Origin of the sequence: Paenibacillus sp. RC21, assembly GCF_044907935.1 — a bacterium.
Taxonomy (GTDB): Bacteria; Bacillota; Bacilli; order Paenibacillales; family Paenibacillaceae; genus Paenibacillus; species Paenibacillus terrae_A.
In genome coordinates this window covers 124,086-147,525 of record NZ_JBIYCS010000003.1, presented here as the reverse complement: position 1 = coordinate 147,525, position 23,440 = coordinate 124,086, and the positions used below count along the sequence as shown (strand labels likewise).

24 protein-coding genes are annotated in these 23,440 nt (G+C 47.8%); 3 read left to right on the top strand and 21 right to left on the bottom strand.

What is annotated here, in order from left to right; translation table 11 throughout:
- Position 1: 1 nt before the first annotated feature.
- The 14 genes from ABIA61_RS10440 to ABIA61_RS10375 all read right to left on the bottom strand — a co-directional run bounded on the left by ABIA61_RS10440 (position 2) and on the right by ABIA61_RS10375 (position 12,985).
- Positions 2-547: a hypothetical protein gene (locus ABIA61_RS10440; protein ID WP_044646579.1), complete on the bottom strand. Its 546-nt coding sequence runs from the start codon at positions 545-547 to the stop codon at positions 2-4.
- 340 nt (positions 548-887) lie between these two features.
- Positions 888-1,988 carry a toxic anion resistance protein gene (locus ABIA61_RS10435; protein ID WP_404580689.1) on the bottom strand — a complete coding sequence of 367 codons (1,101 nt, stop codon included), beginning with the start codon at positions 1,986-1,988 and terminating at the stop codon, positions 888-890.
- Between the two features lie 88 nt (positions 1,989-2,076).
- A complete protein-coding gene (locus tag ABIA61_RS10430; RefSeq protein ID WP_404580688.1) occupies positions 2,077-2,757 on the bottom strand; it encodes a hypothetical protein in 681 nt (226 codons plus the stop codon).
- Positions 2,758-2,815: 58 nt separating this feature from the next.
- Entirely contained in the window at positions 2,816-3,847 is a 1,032-nt protein-coding gene (locus tag ABIA61_RS10425; protein ID WP_404580687.1) for an ATP-grasp domain-containing protein, read from the bottom strand.
- Entirely contained in the window at positions 3,844-4,677 is an 834-nt protein-coding gene (locus ABIA61_RS10420) for an HAD family hydrolase (protein ID WP_404580686.1), read from the bottom strand. The genes ABIA61_RS10425 and ABIA61_RS10420 overlap by 4 nt, the downstream gene beginning before the upstream one ends.
- The gene (locus tag ABIA61_RS10415; protein WP_404580685.1) at positions 4,674-5,825 is read right to left on the bottom strand and encodes a cysteine protease StiP family protein; all 1,152 of its coding nucleotides are present in this window, start codon (positions 5,823-5,825) and stop codon (positions 4,674-4,676) included. Before ABIA61_RS10415 ends, ABIA61_RS10420 begins: the two co-directional genes overlap by 4 nt.
- Positions 5,822-7,162, bottom strand: coding sequence for a phosphoribosyltransferase family protein (locus ABIA61_RS10410; RefSeq protein ID WP_283656203.1), 1,341 nt, complete (start codon positions 7,160-7,162; stop codon positions 5,822-5,824). The genes ABIA61_RS10415 and ABIA61_RS10410 overlap by 4 nt, the downstream gene beginning before the upstream one ends.
- A 52-nt stretch (positions 7,163-7,214) precedes the next feature.
- Positions 7,215-8,429, bottom strand: coding sequence for an HpcH/HpaI aldolase/citrate lyase family protein (locus ABIA61_RS10405; RefSeq protein WP_283654775.1), 1,215 nt, complete (start codon positions 8,427-8,429; stop codon positions 7,215-7,217).
- A gap of 124 nt (positions 8,430-8,553) precedes the next feature.
- Positions 8,554-9,288 carry a TerC family protein gene (locus tag ABIA61_RS10400; protein WP_283654774.1) on the bottom strand — a complete coding sequence of 245 codons (735 nt, stop codon included), beginning with the start codon at positions 9,286-9,288 and terminating at the stop codon, positions 8,554-8,556.
- Positions 9,289-9,314: 26 nt separating this feature from the next.
- Positions 9,315-10,577: a TerD family protein gene (locus ABIA61_RS10395; protein WP_283654773.1), complete on the bottom strand. Its 1,263-nt coding sequence runs from the start codon at positions 10,575-10,577 to the stop codon at positions 9,315-9,317.
- Between the two features lie 100 nt (positions 10,578-10,677).
- Positions 10,678-11,259: a TerD family protein gene (locus tag ABIA61_RS10390; protein ID WP_023987194.1), complete on the bottom strand. Its 582-nt coding sequence runs from the start codon at positions 11,257-11,259 to the stop codon at positions 10,678-10,680.
- 33 nt (positions 11,260-11,292) lie between these two features.
- Entirely contained in the window at positions 11,293-11,868 is a 576-nt protein-coding gene (locus ABIA61_RS10385) for a TerD family protein (RefSeq protein ID WP_044646587.1), read from the bottom strand.
- Positions 11,869-11,916: 48 nt separating this feature from the next.
- Positions 11,917-12,510: a TerD family protein gene (locus tag ABIA61_RS10380; protein WP_283654772.1), complete on the bottom strand. Its 594-nt coding sequence runs from the start codon at positions 12,508-12,510 to the stop codon at positions 11,917-11,919.
- A 28-nt stretch (positions 12,511-12,538) separates the two neighbouring features.
- Positions 12,539-12,985: a tellurite resistance TerB family protein gene (locus tag ABIA61_RS10375; RefSeq protein ID WP_283654771.1), complete on the bottom strand. Its 447-nt coding sequence runs from the start codon at positions 12,983-12,985 to the stop codon at positions 12,539-12,541.
- Positions 12,986-13,352: 367 nt separating this feature from the next.
- On the opposite strand from ABIA61_RS10375, the gene ABIA61_RS10370 reads away from it, so the two are divergent.
- Complete coding sequence (locus tag ABIA61_RS10370) at positions 13,353-14,786, top strand: hypothetical protein (protein ID WP_283654770.1); 1,434 nt, start codon at positions 13,353-13,355, stop codon at positions 14,784-14,786.
- Positions 14,787-14,992: 206 nt separating this feature from the next.
- Here ABIA61_RS10370 and ABIA61_RS10365 read toward each other — a convergent pair whose 3' ends face one another.
- The gene (locus tag ABIA61_RS10365; RefSeq protein ID WP_283654769.1) at positions 14,993-16,021 is read right to left on the bottom strand and encodes a WXG100 family type VII secretion target; all 1,029 of its coding nucleotides are present in this window, start codon (positions 16,019-16,021) and stop codon (positions 14,993-14,995) included.
- A gap of 198 nt (positions 16,022-16,219) precedes the next feature.
- Between ABIA61_RS10365 and ABIA61_RS10360 the strand changes: the two genes are divergently transcribed.
- Both ABIA61_RS10360 and ABIA61_RS10355 read left to right on the top strand, forming a co-directional pair.
- A complete protein-coding gene (locus ABIA61_RS10360) occupies positions 16,220-16,999 on the top strand; it encodes a Cof-type HAD-IIB family hydrolase (protein ID WP_283654768.1) in 780 nt (259 codons plus the stop codon).
- A gap of 95 nt (positions 17,000-17,094) precedes the next feature.
- Positions 17,095-17,883, top strand: a complete 789-nt coding sequence (locus ABIA61_RS10355; RefSeq protein WP_283656202.1) for a formate/nitrite transporter family protein — start codon at positions 17,095-17,097, stop codon at positions 17,881-17,883.
- An 89-nt stretch (positions 17,884-17,972) separates the two neighbouring features.
- On the opposite strand, the gene ABIA61_RS10350 is transcribed toward ABIA61_RS10355, so the two are convergent.
- From ABIA61_RS10350 to ABIA61_RS10325, 6 genes are all read right to left on the bottom strand, one after another.
- Positions 17,973-18,218: an HPr family phosphocarrier protein gene (locus tag ABIA61_RS10350; RefSeq protein ID WP_283654767.1), complete on the bottom strand. Its 246-nt coding sequence runs from the start codon at positions 18,216-18,218 to the stop codon at positions 17,973-17,975.
- 92 nt (positions 18,219-18,310) lie between these two features.
- Positions 18,311-19,180: a DL-endopeptidase inhibitor IseA family protein gene (locus ABIA61_RS10345; RefSeq protein WP_404580845.1), complete on the bottom strand. Its 870-nt coding sequence runs from the start codon at positions 19,178-19,180 to the stop codon at positions 18,311-18,313.
- 122 nt (positions 19,181-19,302) lie between these two features.
- On the bottom strand, positions 19,303-19,536 hold the full coding sequence (locus ABIA61_RS10340; protein ID WP_404521087.1) for a hypothetical protein: 234 nt from the start codon (positions 19,534-19,536) through the stop codon (positions 19,303-19,305).
- A gap of 117 nt (positions 19,537-19,653) precedes the next feature.
- Positions 19,654-20,778 carry a hypothetical protein gene (locus ABIA61_RS10335; protein WP_404521085.1) on the bottom strand — a complete coding sequence of 375 codons (1,125 nt, stop codon included), beginning with the start codon at positions 20,776-20,778 and terminating at the stop codon, positions 19,654-19,656.
- 12 nt (positions 20,779-20,790) lie between these two features.
- Positions 20,791-21,336, bottom strand: a complete 546-nt coding sequence (locus ABIA61_RS10330) for a LemA family protein (protein WP_014279991.1) — start codon at positions 21,334-21,336, stop codon at positions 20,791-20,793.
- 207 nt (positions 21,337-21,543) lie between these two features.
- Positions 21,544-23,409: a rhamnogalacturonan lyase gene (locus tag ABIA61_RS10325; protein ID WP_404580684.1), complete on the bottom strand. Its 1,866-nt coding sequence runs from the start codon at positions 23,407-23,409 to the stop codon at positions 21,544-21,546.
- Between the last annotated feature and the right edge of the window lie 31 nt (positions 23,410-23,440).

Sequence of the window (23,440 nt, the reverse complement as noted above, 5' to 3'; positions counted from 1 at the left end):
TCTACCATCTGCGGCGTTCGTCGCCTCTCAGGGGAAAGTCGCTCAAATCTCCAAGCTGGTCATGCGCATCTTTGTAAATTCGGATCATAGCTTGTACCTTGTTAAAGTCGCTGTCTTCCGGGCCGAATCCTTCCATATACATTTTTTGAATAATGTTCTGGAAAAATTCGATACGCTGGCGGATGGAATCCTGCTCCATATGCAGCACATCTTCAAAGCTGTGTGCCCCAGCAAATTCAGACAGTTCATCTGGCTCCTGCTCTTGGTATCGCTCTCCCCGGGTTTCTGGATTGAGATCAATAGAGGTACGCAAGGCTGACAACAAAATATTTTCCCGTACCAGCATGACATGAAAATCTTTGTTCTTAAACAGGTCCGCCACGATCAGACGGCACATTTCCTTGTTTTGCAACAGAATTCCGTCAAAAGGATGCAGCGTCCATACACCGTAATTAAAAAACAAATTGAAATTAAAGCTGCTGCTCCCATACTGATACACAATGTTGATTTTCGATTCGTCGATGATTTCAAATGAAAATTCCAGCATGCATTCTCCTTTGGGATTCCAATATTTAACTCTATCCTATCAGAAAATGCATGATTTTCAATAAAAAAATTTATTTCACAGCATCATTTAATTCCACGATAGAATCAGCTTTTTCACTACTGGCAGCTACAAGCAGATAGACAATCACACACCCCAAAATAAAGGACATCATACGCTCGTTCTCTCCTTTGTCATTTCACTTTTTAAGAGTTTATGCACGAGATTGCTATGTATGATTATCATGTCCTTTATTAGCTGCCCCCAAACCAAAAAAGACGCCTTTCAGGATCGCCCTGGCGTCTTTTCAATAGGTTAGGTCTATTATTTTACATTTGTAAAATCAGTTCAGAAACGAGCTTAGTCCTTCGGAAGAATCTTTATCCTTCAAACTCTTGGGCTGTTCCTTCCCCTCTATACCCAGACGTTGGCTGAGGTTGGCGTTGATTGCCGTCATTTTGCTCGTATAATCATGGCAGCTTTCAATAATTTGACGGTTGGATTTTTCGGACAGATCCAAAGCTGATACCAAATCGCCAATCGCCTGATTTACAGCCTCCAGTGACATAGAAGGCTTGCTAAGTAAATCTGTCGTTCTCTCAGTCGTCGTTTTGAGAAGCTTGGCATTTTCCTTGAATTGATTCTCAATCGTACGATTCGTGGCATCCACGGCTGAAATGATTTTGTCCTGATCCGCCAGTGCCATCGCGATCATAGCCGATACAGTGATCAAATTCGACGTTTTATCAATGGCATTATTCACAGAATCAATCAGTTTATCATTATTATCATTAATAATATCCGTTGCCGCAATCGCTTGATTGTAGAGCAAAATCATTTCGGTCATCGACTGCGTGCGAGTAACCACCTTGCGCAATCCCCGTTCCAGATGAGGCTTCCGCGTTTCATTCTCCGGCTTGGCAATCTCAGTCTCGAACAGCTCCTTCAACCGATTGCCAAAGGCGATCTTCGTCTGCAAATTGTAGATTTCCTCAATGGAAGCCTTTTTCAACTGCCTCATGCTGACGATATTTTCTTCCAGATTGTCCTTACCGTCTCTCAAGGCTGTAATGATTTGCTCGATGTTTGTTTTGACGGACTGATATTTGTAAATGTAGTTCTTCAGCGGGCTTTTCCGTAGAAGCTTGCCGAAAAAGCTCACATTTTTGCTCTGCTGGAGCGTTTCGCATTCATCCCGCAGCTTTAAGATCATGTTCGATACTTTTGCCCGGTCGCCGGACATGAGGTCGTTCACCGGGCGATCCAGCATTTTAAGAGTCTGTCCCGCACGCTCCTGCGTTTTAACCCCCAGCTTCCCGATGTCGTCCATTAAGGTATCCAGACTCATGACATCGCTCTGTGACACCTTCTGAATGAGCAGTGAAGCCTCCTCGGTCACCTTTTGTTCGTCTTCTTTTTTCAATTCAGCCCATGGGGTCGCCATAACGCTACCTCCTATTCTACACAATAACTGTTAACCAACGGCTAATAGTTATTGTTCAGAGCAGCTATGCTGCTGTTTCTTAAATAGCCTACAATTCGAAACTGCTATAACGCTGGTGAATCAGCTCGGCTTTGGTTTGTAATTCAAGCAGATCCTTGTGCTCCACCGTGGATACAATCACCGATATTTTGCTATCCACATCCCGCAAGCCGTTTAATAACGTTCTCCGGTTGGTTCGCTTGGCATCACCGCTGAGCCGGAGAAACGGATTAATCAGTCCATTCAGGTCCTTCAAAATCAGCCTCCGAACGGTGTGGTTTACTTCGCTGTTATTTAATTCATGCAAAAGCGGAATCACCCGCTGTAAACGTGCGAACAGAGCCAATGCCTTCTCGACGATCTCGTTATCGAGCGCATCCTTTTGCCCCTCGGAGATTACCATATCCTCCAATACCTCCAGATACTCCATGACCTGAGCAAATTCGCTGCTCACCTGTTCTGATAAGCGTGGTTTTCCAGTTACAGGCTCCGTTGGTGCCGAGGCTTCCTTTTCAATTTTCTGTGTCTCAACAGCTTGTACCTGCTCTACCGGGATAACGGAACCCGTGAGATTGGGACGGGGATGGCGGATAGCCATAACGACATTGTATCCCCCTAAGCAAATGACCGGAATCGCCAAACACACAAACAACGGTAACCAAAAACTTAGCAAAAGCGCAATCAGATAGCTGGCCACGGCAATCGTGGTTCCCCACATTTTTGACGTCATAGCTTGTACCTCCTGACGTAAACCCTTACCATATTGTAGAAAACACACTCTACATATGTCAATGTAAGGATTTACGTATGGTGATCGGCTGCTCGATGTGACTGGCTAAAATGTCGTATTGCGGATGAAGCGGACCGACCTCGTTACCCAAAGCCGATTTCACCGCCAGATAAGGAAAATTGATGCCGGACAAGCATGACACATGTAGTCCACCAGACATCCGCGGATTGATTTCCAGCAGTTTGGGACGCTCGCCGTTATATTTTACCTGAATGTTATAATTGTACGGAATATGATACGCCTCAGCGACCTTATGCGCCACATCCAGCAGCTCGGTATGCTGCTCCAGCAACCGTAATCGTCCTCCCGCCTTCCTGCGCGGAACTGCTGCCAGCAGCTTTCCGTTTCGATCAGCCAGGCAATCAATACTGTATTCATAGCCCTCCAGCAGCTCCATCACCATCAGGTTGGGGAACGACTCTGTGGATGACAATACACGATATGCCTCCTCGAACGAAATATGGTTCAGCGCATGACCGAACAGCTCCTCCAGCGGGTTACGTTCGTTGTCGATGATGCGAAAACCCATTCCGCCCTCTGCATTACATGGCTTGAAGCATACCTTATGCTCGCGTGCCGTTAACGTCTCATAAGCCTGTTTAAACTGCTCTGCATTGCTGGCAATGGCATAATCGGGAATCGTGACAATGTCCTTTTGGCGAATGGATTCGTAAAACAGATCCTTTTCCATCAACTGTTCCAGCAGTTCGGTATCCCGGCATACGATGACCTTCGTTCCAATTTCGTCGAACAGATGAAGATTCTTGCTAATATCGAGCATATTCCACCGTGGAATAAATACATCAATTCCGTGACGCTGGCAAAAATCCGCACAATAACGTGCATACTCCACGCCACTTATGCGCGGCTCCACCTCAGCCACATCACTGGCCTGTAATGCCATATGCTGCGGGTCCGAGTGCGTCGCATAGATCTCGAACGGAATACCGTCCTCATTGTTACGAATCGCATTCATATAATGATACGCCACCGAAAACCAGCGGTTAAAATACACCTTGAGCTTCTTCACAGAGCCTTGCCCCCTTTCTGTCTTGAAATGAACTGTATTTCATGGACATAGGCCATAATCTCGTCCGCAGCATATACACCCGACACATCCGTAAAACGGTAATTGACCTCCAACTCATCCCGCAGCTGTTCCCGGTACAGCTCGCCATGACGTGGAGCAATTGCATAGTCGGCATAGTCCAGCAGACAACGGTCCAGCAAAGAATCGCCGGACGCAATGATTGGCCCCCCATCCGTGAGGTTACGGATATGCTCCACGGCTGCCTGTTTATTCACGGCCGCAGGCACCAGATACACCTTACGCCCTTGAATGGATACCTCCCAGCCCATTTCACGCATGATTCGCGCCTTCTCCAGCACCTGTTCCAGCGGCATCCGATCTCGTTCTATAACGAATGCGTAAAATAACTCGTCGCATAAACGCTCACTCCTAACCCAATCCTCATGCAGCACCTGTCCGAATACATGACGTGCTTCTTCCGCATTAGCACCATCTCGACGTACCTGCTCGTGAATGCGACGATTCCACTCCCGATCCACCTCGCCTCCGACGATGATGTTACCGCCATTACTGGTCACGGCATACGCCGGAACCAGCTCCGTTTGAAACACCATGATCCGTCCATACTGTGCCATCGTGCGAGTCGTCACAGGTATAAACATCACGTCTGGCGGCAGCGTCTTCAGCAGTTGGAGGGCCTGTGCTGAAATAAACGCCGCTGTTTCCCCTTCAATGTGTTCCGCAGGCAGCAGCCCAGGCGACTCCAACGGCACGCCAAGCGAGCGTTTGGAGTAAATTAGCGTCTGATCCAGATCGCTTGCGTAGATCATTCTTGTCCTCCCTTGAGCGGCTTGATGATCCCGCAGCAGGAATAGGTCAGACCTTCAAACACCTCGACAGGCACTCCCCGGTCCTTTGCCAGCAGTATAATATGCCGAAGATTCGGATTATCTTCACGGTCAATCAGGATTTTCCATGGCACCCTGCGCAGCAGCACACGGGTCGTCTCCCCCACACCGGGCTTTACCAGATTGATATCCCGAATACCAAAAGCCTCTTGAATCGCCTCGATATCCCGTAAGCCCTGCCACGTCACCACAGGTGGATTCAATGTCATCTGTTCAGCATACGCAACGGCAGTTTCAGCCACGTCTTGATAGTAACCGGAAACCGTATCCACAAACGTATTGGACTGGTCGACCGACCGCCAGGATTCATAAAATTTGGCCCCATGGAAATCGTCCGGTCCTATCAGATCGTCGCGCAATACCGTCCGGCTCATCAAACCCGATACGGTCGAATTCAGACAAGCGCTCGGGATCAAATAATCTTCCCGTGTACCGAAGGTATCCGAGCAGCTACCCGGATCGGCCAGCACCGCCAGATCATCATTCAGGCGCAATCCGTAATCTGCGTTCATCTCACGGCAAGCCTCAATCAGCACCTGCCGAATCGCACCTTTTCCCGTCCAGCCATCGACAAACTGGAGCTCAATATCCAGCCCATGCTGCTGTAAAATATACAAAATAGCATTCCGGTCAATGCCTTTGCCGCGAATAATGGAAATGCTGTAATGCGGCAGGGAAACGCCATACTTCCAGTCAATATACCGCTTGATCAAGATACCGATGGGAGTTCCTGCTCTGGCAAGCGAAACAATCGCCGTGTTCAGGCCCCTTTTTCTCACAATCATTTCAGCCACAGAAGCTGCGGCTAACGCGACTTTTTCGGCCGATTGGTCAAGCGTTTCGTGAAACAGTGCAATATACTCCGCTGTAGGCTCATATTCCACCGGAAGCATTTCTGAATAATGGACTCCCGACTGAATCGCCTCTTCACGATCCTCGGTCCCTTTTTCCAACGTAACACGGCTCAAATCCTTCAATAAAAATGTCACATCCGATGTAGGATAGCTCCCCAACGGTTCGGGCGGATGAATGTTCTTCTGTTGTATTTGCTTAATGAGTGTCTGCTTCATATCCGCTCTCCTTTACTCTCCGGCCCAGTTAATCGGTTAAAATAAACGACATGCACTTGGTCGCAGCCAAGACGGGTCAAAGCATCCAGCATGGGCTGCATTCGCTGCGCGTCCGACTCCCTTTCGATCAATACAAAGATCTCGTCATACTGACCAGGATCTACATTATAAATAAAATTGCGCACCGTCCCATCATCAGGTGAGGGATAAGGTACACCACAAACTACGCCATACCCTTCCTCACGATGGGGGTAAACCGGGCTGCGCGTTGTCGACTGATAATGCACATTCGGGCCTAGCTCCGCAGCAATCCGCATCGGAATGTACATAAATTCCCCCGTACCCATCACCAGCGTGCGCTGCCCTGAGCGAAGCTTCTTCAATCGTTCCGCAGTACACGTAATTTCCGCATCCAACGCAACATTATCGACGGATTGCAGGCCGAAACGACCTGTATATTTCAAATAAGGAGCCTGATTGGCATATCCGTCCGTTGAAATCGAGCTGTGTACTACCCGTTCAAAACCAGACGCATCCTCTGCAAAACAGTGGTCAATTATTCCAGAAGCGTCTGTCGTATCCTCTGCTATGCTAGTAGCAGCATGTTCTGCATGCCCGGCTCGCCCAGCGTATTCTGCGTGATCCAGCATCGGCACTCCCTGTACCTCAATCTTTCCTTTGAGCAAGCTTAAAGGCGTAATCGTAATGCCCAGCTCTGCCTCCAGATCGGTGAAAGCCTGCTCATCGCTGTCTGTCCGCCAATCCAATAACGAAGCAATCACATATTGCTTTCTTGGAAAATGTGCCTGAATATCCCGAATAATATTAAGGGTCGTTTTGCCCGTCGTAATTTCATCATCTACCAGCACAATGGGGCCGTCTCCCGCAAATGCATGCTCATCCAGCGCATAGCAGCGATGATCAACAGCATGCGAATGTTCTTCTTCAAATCGAATGATCGGCTGAAGACCCGGAATATCCTCGCGCGTCGTATGAATATACGAAGCACCGTCCGCAAACACCTGATACATGGCGTGTCCCAGCGCCGTAGCCGTCTCGGCAAAGCCAACAAACTTGATCGGCTCCGCAAAAGCCAAACGTTCGTCCATCAGCTTACGATAGGCTTCTTGGGCATAGTCCGAATCCAGAAGTCCCTTCACAGCCTCTCCAATCAGCTCATCCATCTGTTGTCCCGCCTGTGGGACAAGCTCCTTGTACAGCAGTATAGCCAGCGCCGCACCACTCAGCAGAGAGGTGTAAGGGCTCACCGGAATATGCTTGCCCAGCACCTTGCTGACAAACAAAAACGAACGCTTCTTGTTCACCCGCGCCGCCATCGCAAACAGCTTGTCTACAGGAAGGCGGAATGGATTATGTGTTTCGGTAATTTTAACGCTGAACTGCTCCAGGATAGGCAGCAGATGTGTTTTCGTGGTTGGGTAAGAGACTGACAAAATGTTGTTGTTCATGTAACACCCCGTATACTTTTGATCTGTTTATAATACGATGAGCCCAATTTAAATGCGGCTTAATTTCATTCATTTTGTTGGCATAGGTGCTTTTGAATACACCCAGACTACCGTCATTACGCTCCACAATCGCGAGGGCATCCATGTACTCTTCATGTGTCACTGCGTACATGGCCTGTACCGGCTTAATATGGGAAGGATGGATGATCGTTTTGCCGATGATGCCATTTTCCTTGTCCATCATGACCTCTCGTATTAGTCCGTCCACCGCATCTGAAATGAAGTCCATCCGCAGATTGCGTCCCTGCTTACCAAATGCATCCTCAAAGGGCGACACTCTTAATTGAGGCTTAAATACACGTTCCCGATGAGAGAAATATTCCCACACAGGACCGGAAATGACATAATCCGAATCTACGCGTCCAAACAAGTTAATAATATCAGCGATGCAATCCCGAATGACGGCAATTTCATAGATTGTAATATCCGGGCTACGTCTCAAGCCAAACAGGCTGGAAAAATCAGTTGCCCCAATTCGTACATTCAGCACATATTCCTGATACTCGTCCAAAATATCTTTGATCGACAGCAGCTCATTCCAGCGGGTTTCCCGGTAAATGATGTTGGAGCTTTCGAGGATCGGTAATCCGTACAACACGGGGATGCTCTGTTCAGCCTTACCCCGGTTATATCCGGCAATGAGTTCAAAATATGCTCGTCCATTGTCAGAAGAAAACTTGGGCAAAACAAAGCCCGTCAGTAGCGACAGAGATTCTCCCAACCCGTTCAGTAGCCGTTCGAGCTGTTCCACAGATCGCACACGTACAAACAGCAGCGGTAAACTCTGTTCACTCATCACGCCTGTCCGTACATACGAAAATAGTTGAAGTAACTGCTGTGCCAGCGACTGTTCCGCCTGCCCGACCTGCTGATCCCCAATGGCATCCTCCAAATCCAGCATGACCGTCGTCAATCCTTCATGTTTTCCATTCTTGATCTCTTCCGCTACTTCCGAACGGGTCGCAGGCATGTACAAAGCCGCCCCTATCGCGTAAGCCAATATACTTTTGGGGGATCGGTTATTAAATTCTGACGGCGGCGTACAAAAGATCGCTTCTACTTCCTCAGAGGTCAAATCATTAAAATATTTCAGGGCCTTCTCCTCCTCTTGCTCTTTCTTGCCTGACTGAAGCCCTGTGCCTCGGGTATAAAAGAAATCCCCCCTTAAGTTCAGGAGGGATTTCGCTATACTTTGTACATTAAGCCTCTTCGTCGGCCTTTTTCTTTCTTTTCGCCGAGCTAATAAACATGGTGCCTACAAAGACGGCAATCAAAATGCCGAAGAATAAAACCTGCGACATATGAAAGCCAAAAGCAGCAGCCAGCATTTTACCCCCGATAATGGCGATCAAAATAAAGGCTGTCTGTTCCAGTTCCGGAAATTTATCAATGAGCTTGAGGAACACTTGTGCAACACCGCGCATCATCAGAACGCCGATAATACCACCCAGGAACAGAACCCATACCTGTTCGCTTACACCAAAAGCGGCAATGACACTGTCAATACTGAAGGCAATATCCATCAGCTCGACCATTAATACGGTTTTCCAGAAAGAAGTAGGTTTGTTTTTCACTTCTCCGTCACTTTCGGACTTGAATAAGCCCTTATAAGCGATATAGAGCAGATAAGCCGCACCCAGCACCTTAATCAGCGTGAACTTAATCAGGAATGTACCCAAGCCGATCGCGAGGAACCTGAATATATACGCACCCAAAATCCCGTAAAATAAGGCTCTCTTCTGTTGCTCCTTCGGTAAATGCTTAACCATAACTGCGAGAACCAAGGCGTTATCCGCCGACAAAAGACCTTCCAGCAAAATGAGAGTTCCAATAATCCCCCAACTCACCGGGTCAGAAAGCGTAGCTACAACATCACTCCATGAAAAGAAATGGCCGTAGTTCTCGCTGATATTTTTAAATAAATCATTCAACATGAAAAGAGTGCCTCCGATAATTCAGTTTATTTGCTACCCTGCGACCAGCGCATGCCCCAGTTATGTGCACGATCCAACTCACGATGACCGCCATAGAACTGCACGAGTCTTTCAATGCTGAACGTCTCATCGTTCACGTTTTGGAGCATGGCAATCGCACACATCCCCTTGCGGTTGTCATGTTCATTCAGGTGAACGACAATGTCCGGTCCGTCCTTCTGGTACAACGTGACTACCCCGTCCGCCTGTGACCAGTTCGTGACCCCTTCATAGATGAAGGTAAACACCAAAATTCGCTTGATTTCAGAAATTTTAGCACCGTTGATGCGGAGATTTTCCCCTGTTTTCACAGATCCAGTACGGTCGTCGCCGTCCAAAGCAATGTATGGAAAGCGATTCAGCGAGCCGAAAGCTTCACCCAGCGCCTGAACAACACCTTTGTCCCCGTCCTTCATCTCATACAAGCAGCCCAGATCCAGATCGACACCCTTGGAGCCACGACTGAAAAAGCCCTTGCTCTGCTGCACCTGATTCCAGTTCAGATTGATCAGGATTTCTCCCAATCCACCTGAGCCTTTTTTCAGGTTGATGGTGTCGCCCTTCTTCTTCAGCTCAATTTTGCGCAGATTCAGATTCACCGGTGTTGCAGATGGCTCTGGCTTCGGAGCAGGAGGTGCTGGCGGCGGTGTTGGTACTGGCTGAGGAGTTGGAGGTGGTGTAGGCACTGGCGGCGGAGCCGGATTATTTTCCACTTCAATCCCAAAATTAACGCACAACGCATCCAATCCACCGGAAAAACCTGCGCCAATCGCGTTGAATTTCCATTCCCCGTTATGACGATACAGTTCACCAATGACAATGGCCGTTTCCACTGTAAATCCGCTGTCCAAATTAAACCGCAAAACCTCTCCGCTAACCGGATGAGCAAAACGAATGAACCCGCCTTGAACCTGTCCAAAATTTTGCCGTTTCTGATCCGCATCATAAATCGTCAGCGTGAACGCAATCTTCTCGATGTTTGCAGGAATTCGCGTCAGATCAAGGGCAAATTGCTTTTTGTCACCGGACTGTTGTCCGTCTGAATATGTGATAAAGGGCGTGGTCGGATTGTTATAAAAAATTAAATCCTCATCGCTTGACACTTTTCCTCCAGAGCCTAACAAAAATGCCGAAGTATCCAGTTCCAGAGCCGCTGGGGACTCCCAGCCGATCCCTACGTTGACCTGGGTCAGACCCGGATTCGTTTTCGTCAAATCCGCCTTCTGTCCCTTTACTACGATAACAGCCATGATTGTGTCACCTTTCTGTCCGTTTGTCATGTGTCAGCGCACGCCAATTCAATGGCTTAAAAAAAGGGTAGCGCCCTATGGACACCACCCCAAGTGGATATTATTGAGCGTCCAAGCCATAGTTTTTAGCAAGCGCACCCAATCCACCAGCAAAGCCACTGCCGATCGCCTGGAATTTCCAGTCCGCATTCTGACGGTAAAATTCACAGAATACCACGGCCGTTTCGGTTGAGAAATCCTCTCCCAAATCGTAGCGCAGCACTTCACGATCCGTCGCTGCGTCTACCACACGTACGAAAGCATTGGACACTTGACCAAAGTTTTGCGCACGTGCCTCGTAATCATAAATGGTAACCGTGATCCCGATACGGTGGATGTTCGCAGGAATCTTCGAAAAATCAACGATGATTTGCTCGTCATCCCCATCCCCTTCACCTGTGCGGTTATCGCCTGTATGGGTCACTGATCCTGCTCCGCCAGTTGGATTGTTGTAAAATACAAAATCATCAGCAGCTTTTGCTTTGCCGTCTTCATAAAGCAGGAAAGCCGAAGCATCCAGGTCAAAGTCAGCGCCACCGCTGTATTTATTCGTATCCCATCCAAGACCTACGACAACACGGGTCAAGCCAGGATTGGTTTTGGTCAGATCAATGCGTTGTCCTTTGGAAAGACTAATGGTCATACCGCATACCTGCTTTCTTTGTACAGATTTTAGTTACGCCAAACCATAATCGCGAGTCAACCCTGCAAGACCATCCTGGTAGCCACTACCAATGGCATTAAACTTCCACTCACCACTATGACGATACAATTCGCCTACAACAACGCCCGTTTCGATCGAGAAATCTTCTCCCAGATCAAAGCGGATCAATTCCTCATTGTTCGCTTCATTTACAATACGAGCATAAGCACGGGACACTTGTCCAAAGTTTTGGCTGCGTTCTTGTGCTTCATAGATTGTAATCGTAAAAGCGATCTTTTCTACGTTAGCTGGCACGCTACCCAAATCAATTTTAATTTGCTCGTCATCTCCGTCACCATCACCCGTACGGTTATCCCCAGTATGAACGACAGAACCGTTCTCATTTTGTGGGTTATTGAAAAAGACGAAGTTCTTATCCGATTCTACTTTACCTTCTGCATTAGCCAAAAATACGGATACGTCCAAGTCAAAATCCTTGCCGCCGTCGTATTTGTTCGTGTCCCAACCCAAACCAACCGTGATTTTGGACAAGCCCGGATTTGTTTTCGTCAAATCAATCTTTTGACCTTTGGATAAGTTAATTGCCATGATAAGAACCCCTTTTCCATAATTAAGTTTTGTATTCGTAAAATAAAATTACATGTAGCGCTGAGCCAGCACATCAATATGTACGGCATTCGTACCTTCACCGATGGCAGCAAACTTCCATTCGTCGTTATGACGATAGAGTTCTCCACAAACCAATGCAGTCAGCCCTTCATAATTATCAGATAAATTAAACGTCACCAGTTCCTTGGAATTAGCACCGTCCAGAATGCGGATATACGCTTTCTCGATCATGCCAAAATCCTGTTTCCGGTTTACGCAATCATATATATTTACAACAACAAGCACTTTGTGGACACTGGCAGGAATACGTGCCAAGTCAATCACAATTTGTTCATCATCACCGTCACCTTGTCCAGTCAAATTATCACCGGAATGTACGATAGAGCCGCATGGGCTTTTTTTATTGTGGAAGCATACTACGTTATCCGATTGAGTCAGTTTTCCGTTTGCGTCCAGTAAAATGGCAGAAGCGTCACAATCAATATTTGGTTGCTTCTTGATGCCAAAAAATCCTTTGGACTGCACCGGGTCCCATCCCAATCCGGCAATAACTTTGGTTAGACCTGCGTTTCCTTTGGTCAAATCAATTTTCTGGCCCTTAACCAGATTAATTACAGCCACTGATTAACACACCTCCCTTCCGTAAAATTTACAGACTAAATTCAGACGGATTCAAACCCAGCGCACCGCAAATTTCAGCGACAATTCGTTGTTCATCTGCATCAAAGTCACCGTCAGCAGCACCAATGGCACTACATACGCCAACGACGAGTCGGCCCACTTCAGGCTTGCCTTTCAATTTGCCAATCGCTTTGAGTGCTTCCTGTTTGCCGATTTCAGGCGAAAATTCAAAGTTCGCTACATAGTGATTGAAACGGCTAATGACCTCTCCCATATCAAACACTTTCAATTCTTCACTGAGATTTATGTATCCGGCCATCTTTGATTTCTCTTCCGGACTAATGGTACCATCAGCAAAGGCTACCAGCGCACAACCCGCAACAACAGCTTCCATGAAATCTTTATTTTTAAACTTCTTAACTTGGTCTCCAAGATCCTTTTTAGTCGTGTTTAGCCAATTTTTAAATGTACTCATGTTTCCCTCCACAAAATCGTATTTGGGTGAAACGCATCCTAGTTAATTTCTCCCTTTACTATAACCTGAATTACGATCTTTTTCTACAATAATATACAAAAATACGGTAAATCCGGTCTATTTTTTGTCGGTATCCTCTCTATCTTTAGCCCTATTTTCTGCTAAAAGGCCCTCTTCCATCATCTATCATTTGGTACCCTAATTGCAAGTCCATAGATACCTCGCGGGTATGATTATATGGATTGTGGCTAAATACATTTAAGATAGATTGACAGTTTGAGAGGAACAAGCTATTATTCTATCAAATTACAAGTATTTCGCTAGGAATAATATAAAATAGTATAGCCTATTTAGGAGGAAATTTCACATGACCGCACCTTTTGCCAACCTAAGACTATCCTCTTGGAGAATGATCCCACTATCCGCCGCCCTACTCATTGCTGCCTTTTCCAGTCCTATTGATTCCTATGCCGCGCCCGCGGCAGCCCCGGTCGTCCAGCAAGTAAGCATCTCCGATTCAAGCAATATTACTGATCCGGACAACCAGCTCACCTATCTAAAGGACCGTTTTAACATCCAACTATCCTCAACCCCGACAAAGGGGGAATATATCGCTGCTCTTGCCACCGTGCTGAACCTGAACAGCTCAAGTACAGCTTCTGCGGACAAAAAAACCGCCTTTACAGGCTTAAATTCAAATGACCCGTTGTATACCCAAGCGGCAGCACTGTATGCAGAAGGTATACTGGATAACACTGACGTAAAACCGTCCGTCCCCCTGTCACAAAATGACGCGATCCGTATAGCTGTAAAAGCCGCCGGATTGACTGAATTGGCTGCTACATATTCTGAGGATAAAGCGCAGGCTGTGCTGACTAAATCGGGGATTCGTACATTGGCTGGAACTGCTGAGACCCGTCTGGCGGCCTCGAAGGATCTGGCAGTCGCTGTAGATACAGGACTGCTGCCGCAAAGCGTGCTGTCCTCCTTCCAGCCGGACGAGCAAGCCGATGCGTCATTCACCACCGAGGTGCTGAGCCGTGTGCTAGCATTCCACGGCGAATACAAAAATACCATCGGTCAAGTACAGGATGACGATATTTTTGCTAAAATCCATCAGGCCTATTTTACACAGATACTCGTCCAATCCCCGGAGCTGCAAGCCCTGTTCGACGCAGGACTTCAGCAGAATCTGTTCACAGGCTACAATATCAAGGACAGCCGCTATGATGCCCATTTTGATCCGAAGCTGTCCCTCACCTATGGACACAGCAATCTCAAGCACGCGATCCAGCTGATCGGGCTGCTTCGCAGCGAGGGTATTCAAGCCAATGTACAGCTAGAGCCAAAAACTTCGGCTTTTGTATACTTGAAAGAATGGGGACAGCCTGCCCAGACCGAAGACTATAAAGTCGTACAAATCAACAACGGTAACTACATCGCCTACTCCAAGGAGTATGACTTGGCTCTCGAATTTGCGACGATCGGGCAGAAGAATCGTTTTGACACCATCATCAACCAATACGCCAAAAAGAACAGCAAAGACCAAGCCGGCCTGATCGCTCAGTCCTGGTGGCAGCCGCTCTATTACTCCCTGTCCTCCCCCGGTTCAGCCTACACGGAGATTGCGAACAACCGGGTCAGCGCGGGACGCTATTACGCCCAGTCTTTTTCGCTCACGGACAAGGCCTCCTCCATTGCCGATGGCTTACGTAAGATCAAGCCAGGTGTAGAGGTGGAAAGCTACCACTTCTGGGTGGATGCTCCCTTTTATCGTTATTTGAACGGGGAAGCTCAGTAAATATTAAGTAGCAATAAGGCGCAGCTTCCAATTCAGCGGAAGTCACTGCGCTTTTTTCTATATAAGAAACAAAAAATCTACAGACTTCTCCAGCTAGCGAGTTTTACAGTTTCCAACTGCCGCTCACCGTTCCAGAAAAAAAGACTGTAGATTGTATAGATACTCCTATTCGCGTTGCTAATGTCGTTTCAAACCCTGGACCACTTCTAGTTATAGTCCTCCCAATAGCGGTATTCCATTTCATTCTCACCTTTGGTGACGATGATCATGTTTTCGATATGTCCGGTTTCCTTGTCGGTTCGGTAGATCATGGTGCGGGTTTCGCCTTCTTCCGGTACAGAGAATAGCACCTTGTCACTGATCATGCCGCCACCGATGCCGACGACGTGCTCTCCCCAGCCGGAGGCTGCGCCGGAACTAATGCTCGAACCTGCGCCACCAACGCCAGTCCCACGCGACAAAATAAGGCCTATGCCATACCCGGTGACGGTCTGGGCCGTTTTACCCAGAGCGTGCTCTCCGGCCGATTGGGTATGCTCTTGGACCCAGTAATCGTATTTGTCGTTATTTTGCTCGTAGCTTACAATATTTCCTTTTTTATCTATAGAAATATCCGTTTTCGTGCCATCCTTACCTGTCAGCTCGGTGACGGCGACGAGAGAATCGGATGTGATCTTGGACGTTTCTCCTGTATTGTAATCTGTGCGGGTAACCGAATCCTCATATTGCAGCCGCAGGACGTTCATCTGGTCGTGGATTTTCTGCATGACCTGCTTGTCTCCAATCGCCTCGGCATCTTTCAGGAGTTTCTCATATTGCTGGTATTTATCGGCGTCAGCCTGATCCCAATCATCTATGTTTTTGGGCGACTTGGAGGCATCCCCAGCATGGTTTCCAGCTACTCCACCGCTCTCCAGCGCTGCACTAGCGCTCATAGCCGCCGCCAGCGCGGTCCAGAAGCCACGCGGATTGTCATCCGCATTTCTAAACTTCGAAGCGATGCTTTTCAGCTCAATTTCAATGGATTGAACCTTGTTTAACACGGAAGAAAGCGTATATTTAGCCGTCCGATAGTCGTTATAAAAACGATTTCTCTCCATACCGTCCCACTGGCTGTGAAGGTTGTTCATAGTGTTATCCAGGCCGTTTAACTGGTTATTCAGTGTTCCGTGGGCATTGGCAAATTGGGAGGCCACGCTATCCAACTGCTCCGGTGTGACTTGGATTTTCGTCATGATGATCACATCCCGTCTATGAAAATAGGAGATAGGCATTATATTTTACAGTAATCCTTATTTCATATTGTAAGCTATAGAAGTCAGACATTCATGAGGATTTATACGTATTTGTGTATTCAGAAGCAGTTCCTTTGATATAATGAATCCATATGAGTTAATTTCGACAATACATTATTGAAAGTCAGGTGTAAGAACATGTCAGACAAAAAAATTATCTTTTTCGATATCGACGGTACATTACTGGACGATGACAAAAAAATGCCACTAACGGCTGAAAAGGCTGTCTTTGCTTTGAAAGAGCAAGGGCATGAGGTAGCCATTGCCACAGGACGCGCGCCTTTTATGTTCAAGGAAATCCGTGAGCAGCTGGAAATTGATTCTTACGTCAGCTTTAATGGGCAATATGTCGTGCTTCGGGGAGAAGTGGTTGCTACCAATCCGTTGAACAGAGAAGCTTTGCAAGCGATGACTGATCTGGCCCTCACACATAATCATGCGATCGTATATATGGATCATGCCAATATGAAGGCTAATATTCCTAACGATGAGCTTGTAGAAAAATCGCTTCAAACGTTCAAGGCCAAGCTTTCGGTTGGATACGATCCGCTTTATTTCCAGGGAAGAGATATTTATCAGACGCTGTTGATGTGTACGGTAGAAGAAGAACCCTTCTATGAAGCGGTATTCAAAGCTTTTGACTTTGTACGCTGGCATCCGAGTTCTGTGGACGTTGTTCCTCACGCTGGCTCCAAAGCAATAGGCATCCGCGAAATTACGTCCAGACTGGGCATTGCCGATGAAAATCAATACGCTTTTGGCGACGGTTTGAACGATGTGGAAATGCTGACGGCTGTACATAATAGTGTCGCAATGGGTAACGGTTGTGATGAAGCCAAAGCCGCAGCTAAAATGGTCACGAAACGCGCAGATGAAGACGGCATTTTGTACGGGCTGCAAAAGCTTGGTTTGTTATAAGCTAACAGGATTGCTGACTGACTGGGCAATGTTTAGGGAAAAATAAGGTCTGTTTAAAGACTTACATCCGAGAAAATAGGAGGTTGTCGTTGGATATGGAGACGGAAGGCTTACGCAATGTCGAACAGCTAGCCATGAAGAAGTACAAAATTTACAAGCAAAGCCTGCTCCGGTATTTGGCTCGTTCCATGCTGGCGAGTATGTTCATCGGGTTCGGCGTTATTGTGGCCTTCAAGACGGGCAACTTTTTTTACATGGAGCATTCTCCATTCACTTATCCTATGGCAGCGCTCACGTTCGGGGCGGCCATCATTCTGATCGCTTACGGCGGCGGGGATTTGTTTACAGGCAACACCTTTTATTACACCTATGCTGCGCTCCGTAAAAAGCTCCGCTGGGGACAGGTGCTTCGGCTGTGGGCTGCCAGCTATGGCGGTAATTTGCTGGGTGCCGGGGTGTTCGCACTCCTTATTTTCTTAACTGGGCTGTTTGAGTCCTCCAATGTGAACAGTTTTTTGCTGAACGTGGTGGAGCATAAGATGGAAGCGCCCGCAATGCAGCTGTTCTTCCGAGCTATTTTGTGTAACTGGCTGGTCTGCCTTGCCTTTTTTGTTCCGATGTTTATGAAGGAAAATGGCGCGAAGATGTTTGCGATGATGCTGTTCGTGTTCTGCTTTTTCATTTCGGGATATGAGCATAGTGTGGCTAATATGTGTACTTTCGCCATTGCGCTCGTGCTGGACCATCCGGGTACGGTCTCTGTTGCTGGTGTGATCCATAACCTCGTTCCGGTTACGCTCGGGAATCTGGTTGGCGGTGTGCTGCTGATGGGTGTGATGTACTATTCGGTGAATCTCCCGTTTTTGGACGAGGAGGAGCATTAAAAAAGAAGCCGTGGAATCTAAGCATTCCACGGCTTCTTTGCATTATTTTTAGTTAGAGCATGCAGCGTCTACAGGTGTTCACTTGTCTGTTATCTTTCTTGAGCAGGAAAATGAATAAATTCCTCCAGCTCCTTAAACAGCTTTTTGGGATTGACGGTGTCGGGCACCACCAGAGTCAGCGGTTCATCCAGCTTTAGCACATACATGCCCAAAATGGATTTGGCATCTGCCATGCCGCTTTTGCCATGAATCCAAATATCATAGGTATAATTCGAAACGATTTGATTGATTTTTTCAATATCCTTAACGTCTTTTACCTTGATGGGTGTCATCATTGCACAGCACTCCCCTGCCTTGAATTGGGACTTACGAAACAAGCCTCAACCTCACTTTACCCCGTTTGAGAATAACGTTGCAAAATCTTAATTTAGAAAATGATATGCGGCGCGGAGCTGATTTTCCAGTAGCTGCCGACCTTTTCAAAATTCACGGTGATTTTCTCGTTCGCCTGCTTGGTTCCTGCCGGATAAGGCACGGTCAGCAGATAGCTGCGCTTAACCGGGGTCATCGTCACCATTTTCGCTGTAGCCCGGTTGAACTCCAGCAGGTTACCACCATCTGCGTCCAGCTGAGCTAGTTTTCCGTTAATTTCAACGAAAAATTTTCCAACAAATTGCTCACTGGCCTGCTTGGTGTAGGCCTGCGTCAGATAGCTGGTCAGCTTGGTCTTTGTGCCGATATCCTCGGACAGGTAGCGGTAGCTTTTGCCGTTCCACTGGAACGATTCGCCCACCGAGCTGCCACCGCTGATCGCGTACAGATAACGTGACTGCGCCTCCAGCACGAGCGGAATGGCGCTCTCATGATTCAGCTTATCCAGCTGCGTTGGCTTCACGCTGGCAGCCGCGGCTGCTGCTGGCGCCGAAGTGGACGGCTGCTGCGGCTTCGACGGCTTGGCAGTCGACGGTACGGACGGAGCAGCCGCTGGCGTTACTGAAGCAGGGCGCGGTGCTGGCGCAGACGGAGCTGCTGGTGTAGCGGCTTTGGCGGAATCGGCGGCTGTGGCCGGGGCCGATGTAGCTGGAACCGACGGCGCTTGTGCCGGGGCCGGCGTCGTAACCGACGCAGATACTGCTGGTGCTGGCACCTGGGCTGGGGCGGCGGCGGCCGGACTGGCAACGCCCGGCTGCGTCGCTTCCGCTGGAGCGGTCACGACGGGCGCGGCGGCGGCGGCCTGCGCGACGCTCATAAGTGCGGCTGCGATGCACAGCGCGGATAGCTTCGTATTTATTTTCATACCTGTTTTCATCATTCTATGCACCTCCATAATCATATACCTGCATAAACTGCACACGTTTCTATTATAAGAATCCCCTGCCACAATTGGGTTGCTAAATTGTTTCTATTTGCCTTTATTGTTCATTCTGCACGAAGTTTGTCCGTATTTGTCGGGCACGGTTCATTTGACTGCTTCACCTGCTTTGCCTCCACCTCTTTCAGGGATCGTGACAGTTGCTTAACAGATCGGTCAAGCTGCTCCAATCTGCGGCTGAGGGTGACAAGAATGTATTTTAACAGAATCAGACTTAATGCAGCAGGGAATCCGACATTGGTTACGAGCGCAATCATACCTTCGGTCGTTAGAGAAGTCACATATCCCGCCTCCTTTTTCATACGTATATTTCACTAATAAGAACTAATGTTCCCTTTTCTATGAAAATCATACGTTGCTCTCTTCTGAAAAAGAAGGCTGCAAAGGTGATGCCACATCTAGCCTGTAACTCCCTGCTCCCGAAGCTGTCGTTCTCTTTTTTGCTCCATAACATTCTGGCAGTATAAGCCCACCAGCATCAGATTAAGAGCGCATATGGAAACCCATCCTCCCAAGCTAATATCAATCTGCAAATAATCAAAATCGGAAAAAGACTTGCGCACAAAGCGGGCTGCCACCAAGTTTCCTACCTTCTTGACAATGGGTACAAAATCGGTGATCTGGTGTACACTCATCATGTAATCACGGACCTCTATTTTTAGCAGTTCCACTTCACTCCACGAAAACGGGTAGACCCATAGCAGTTCATTGTTTTCGTTGGTAGAGAAGGCTACGACAAAATCGTTTTTGTTCCCGCCTTCCCATTTGTCCTGAAGCGCGAAGCCATAGTCCTGAGTTTTATTCAAGCCCACATTAACAAAAATCAAATTGACCTGCTTCCATGACTTCGTTTTTCCCGGTTTTTCCGGGTTGGGTACAGGCTTGTTCAGTTCAGTGTTCATGCTCGCCAACATACGTAATGCCTTTGCTTTGTTAGGAACTTGACCGATAATACGGTTAACATCGATATAATCAAGCACAGCCTTGGGGTATTCCGGCAGGTCTGAGTATTGCTCCACATCTATATCTTTATGTCTGAAAATGGAATAGGAAGCCTGTACTTTGTTCAGATAATGATGCGTCGAAGCACTCGGTGTGCCATAGGGCCAGAACCATTTCAGTGTTGCGGTATTGTTGGGCCAGCTATCCCCAAACGTGCTGCCATCAGGCGCACGATACACGCGAATCCATCCGTCATCTGTGGTATAAATGGAGTTTTCCGCTTTATGATGCTCCCAGTAGCCGCTATGTCTCGTACACTTCTCTTTACCATTACTGTCTTTACTACAGCTTTTTCTAGGCGGATGCCACTCATCCCATTCCTCCTTATGGTGCCAATCTGTGACTTTGCCGGACCACACCTCGGTATCCCATGTCTCTATTCGGAAATCAATATAGATGGTCACAGCCGTCAATACAGCACTGAAAATAGCAGTCCAAATGATCGTTTTCCAGCGGGTCCCGGTCAGTAGCTTCACTGGAATCAACCCCACGAATATAATCAGAGGGATAAACCAATACATAAAATGATCCCCCTATTTCAGACGGATTTCATCCGCTTTCTTCTTGGTAAAAGCATCTTCGGTTTGGTCTGAAGTTACGATATATTGGGACATATCATATGTTTTCATATTAGTCAGGGAAGCCATAATAAAATGTACCTTGATATACGTGTTATATTCCCGAACGATATCCATCATTTGCTTCTGGTTGTTATCAAACTGTTGGCGACTAGCAGCAATTTCACGCTGTAGATCCGTATAAACAGATGTAGCCAAACGGGGATTTTGTTCATGCACCGCCTGATACAGCAAATTCGTATCATTATATCGTCCGGTAATCATCCCGGTATATACCTCTTTGACCTGTCCAGCCTGTAAATCCGTGACCTGCGTCATTTCCTTAAATTTCTTCCACATATTATCGTAGTTGGACTGGTTCGATAGATATTGAGCCTCAATTCTTCCTTCCAGCTTCACAGCCGTATTCCGGTGACTCCAGATCGAACCTACCGTAATCACGCAAAATAAAATAATGACGCCCATAAATATAGCAAAACCAATCAACACTTTTTTCCCCATTCGTCATGCGCTCCTTCTATTGTTGTCATTCATAGAAAATGTGTGTTACTTTGTATTTTATCGGTAGATTCCTGCGGGAATATGAATAACACACCTTATCCGATCTACTAAATAATGCCATGACAAAAAGAGCTCCGCTCAACCCGGGGCCCTTTCGTTTTTTGGTTCATTCACTGTTTCATTTCGACCTCCAAACCGCCCTGTAAATCAAGGGGTGTATATATTTGGCTGCGCGGGCTTGGACATCCCTTCTCCCAGATAAAACCCAGTGTGTGGCGGCTGATTGTAGGCCACGTTCTGCCACGCTATACTCAGACGATACAACGGATTATGCATAAGTGTATAAAAACGATACTCTGACTCATACGGTGTTGTGTAGATTCGTAGTGCAGAATTATCGCTTTTGCGCCAAATCACCTCCTCGCGCCAGTCGCCGAACAGATCGGCCTGCAAGGACGGTGTTCCTTTCGTTCCGTTATTGGAGGTGGTGCCTGTAGCCGTAAGCAAATTGGAAGTGGTCGAGTTGGTATAGTTCCACTTGTCGATTTTACCAGCGCTTGACGAGGTATGATCCAGCAGTTCACGCAGCAGGTCGCCATCCCACCAAATTCCAAAGTTAATGGAGGACGGTAGCGTATTCGTAATAAGCTCTCCTTTAGCCGAACGCACACCGATCCCCGGCGCCCATTGCTCGTTTCCTTTTGTACGGGGATCAATGTCTGCCGACATGCCTCTCCCGGTATCCTTGCCTGTATTTACGCCCCATAAAATGCTTCCATTACGCGGATCATACATAGCAGCGCCATAAGTCGCATTTTTGTCCTCGTTTACCTTAAACACTTCATAGCCTGAACGGTCCGGGTCCAAATCTCCAACATGAAGCGCATCCCCGTGTCCCATGCCCGTGTTAGCCAGCTTCGCTCCGTTATCGTCCACCACCAGCGAACCGTACACAATTTCATCCTTATCGTCTCCATCCACATCCGCCACACTCAAGCTATGGTTGCCCTGTCCGGCGGTTCCAGCATTGGTCGAACTGTTGCTATCAAAGGTCCAACGTCGATTCAAGTTACCATTACGCCAATCGTACGCGACCAGAACCGTTCGGGTGTAATACCCCCGTGCCATGACTATGCTCGGCCGTACGCCATCCAGATAAGCAACCCCGGCGAGAAAACGGTCCACCCGGTTGCCATAATTATCTCCCCAGCTGGATACCGTTCCCCGTGGCGGCACATAGTCAATCGTGCTAAGTGCTTTGCCCGTATCGCCCGAGAACACGGTCAGAAATTCAGGCCCATCCAAAATATAACCACTGGCATTGCGATAATCCGCCGAGGCGTTGCCAATGGTCACCCCTGTGCCATCTTTAGTGCCGTCTGCTGTTTTGCATACGATTTCCGCTTTGCCGTCTCCGTCAAAATCATAAACGAGAAATTGCGTGTAGTGCGCTCCAGCCCGAATGTTCCGGCCCAGGTCGATTTGCCATTTGCGTGTTCCATCCAGCTTGTAGCCGTCCAGAAATACATTTCCCGTGTAGCCGGATTGCGAATTGTCCTTGGCATTGGAAGGGTCCCATTTTAACACAATCTCATACTCGCCATCCCCATCCAGATCACCTACACTGGCGTCATTGGCATTGTACGTGTAGCTCACATTATCCGGGGTTGTACCGCCCGCAGGCTGCTGGATGGGAACATCCAGATAGTTGTTGCTCCAAACCTTCACTGCCTGAGAAGCAGCCTGTTCTGCTCCATTCACAACGGCACGAACCGTGTACGAAGAGGAAGTCGTACCTGCCTTGTCCAAAAAGTTGGTTTTCGACGTAATCGGCGCATCATTGACCTTGCTTGTCCCTCTATACAGATTGAAGCTGACCGAATCCGCTTCCGTGCCCAACAAACGCCAGCTCACCAGCACGCCCTCCGGCACCTTTACCGCAACGGCTCCACGGTTCAGCTTTTCCATTTGCCTCGCAGAAGCAGCAAAGACCTGGCTATCCATCGGGGTGACTGTTCCACACAAAATAATACCGAGACAGAGCAACGCGGTATACCGAAATCTTTTTTTCATCTGAATCCTTAACTCCTTTCATGGTTTGTTT